2 protein-coding genes are annotated in these 1,153 nt (G+C 63.2%); both read left to right on the forward strand.

The features are described from left to right. Nucleotides 1-365, forward strand: a 365-nt coding sequence (locus JCM12296_RS35000) for a hypothetical protein (protein WP_422699290.1), incomplete at its 5' end; no start/stop codon positions are given. Nucleotides 366-470: 105 nt separating this feature from the next. Further along, the coding region (locus tag JCM12296_RS35005; RefSeq protein ID WP_281492273.1) for a ribonucleotide reductase N-terminal alpha domain-containing protein at nucleotides 471-1,153 on the forward strand (683 nt) is incomplete at its 3' end.

Genomic DNA, 1,153 nt, shown 5'->3' on the forward strand with positions numbered 1-1,153 from the left:
GGGACGTGGTCGGTGCGAACCTTTTCCGTCTCTTCTTCGTGCTGGGCGCCGGTGCCGTGATCCAGCCGCTGCCCATCGATCCGGTATGGTACATGGATCTGGGCATGCTGACCGCTGCCAGCGTCCTGCCGTTCGTTTTTCTGTTCAGCGGCCGGATGGGGGTCATGGGGCGCCGGGAGGGGGGACTGGCCCTCCTGCTCTATCTCCTCTACCTGCTACCGGCTCGCACCGCTCTTCTCGCCCGCTTTCGCCCGCCGATTCATATGACCCACGGGTTGTCGCAGGCATGGCCGGTGCCTACGTCAAAAACCGATAGAGGACGACATCACAAGGCGTCAGGCACGGGCCTTGACCGCGAAAAATAAGCATTGACGAAAGGGCGTTGCCTGATGCCTAGGCTTTCTGGCATAATCCTTTCCTATGCGTGGTTTCCGATGAATTCTTCAGCACCGATGTCGAAAGGCGATTTCATGCACAAGCCCCTTCTCACGCCGCTGGCCGGGGAAATCATGGCCAAGCGGTACCTGGCGCGCAACTACCGTGGCGAAACGATTGAAACCCCGGCCGATGTCTTCTCGCGTGTGGCCTGGGTGGTGGCCGAGGCCGACCGGTTGTTCGATGCCGGGGCGGCGGTAGGGGAGACCGCCGCGCGCTTCGAGGCGGCCATGACTTCCCTGGAGTTTTTGCCCAATTCGCCTTGCCTGATGAACGCCGGCCGTCCCCTGGGGCAGCTGGCGGCCTGTTTTGTGCTGCCGGTGGAGGACAACCTGGAGTCGATTTTCCAGAGCCTCAAGGATGCCGCCCTGATCCACCGCACCGGCGGCGGCACGGGATTCTCCTTCGGTCGTCTGCGGCCCACCGGCGATACGATTTTCCCCGCCTCCGGGGTGACCGGCGGGCCGGTGGCCTTCATCCGCCTGTTTGATTCGGCCACCCATCTGATCGACCGCAACCGGGTCCGCCCCGGCGCCAACATGGGCGTTTTGCCCGTCAATCATCCGGACGTCGAGGCCTTCATCAAGGCCAAGCTGGACCATGGACTGCTCTGTAACTTCAACCTTTCCGTGGCTGTGGATGATGAATTCATCGCCTGCGTGCGGGAGGGGCGCGACTATCCGCTGATCCACCCGCGCACCGGTGCCGTGGTCGGCCG

The organism is Desulfosarcina cetonica JCM 12296, assembly GCF_001311845.1.
GTDB lineage: Bacteria > Desulfobacterota > Desulfobacteria > Desulfobacterales > Desulfosarcinaceae > Desulfosarcina > Desulfosarcina cetonica.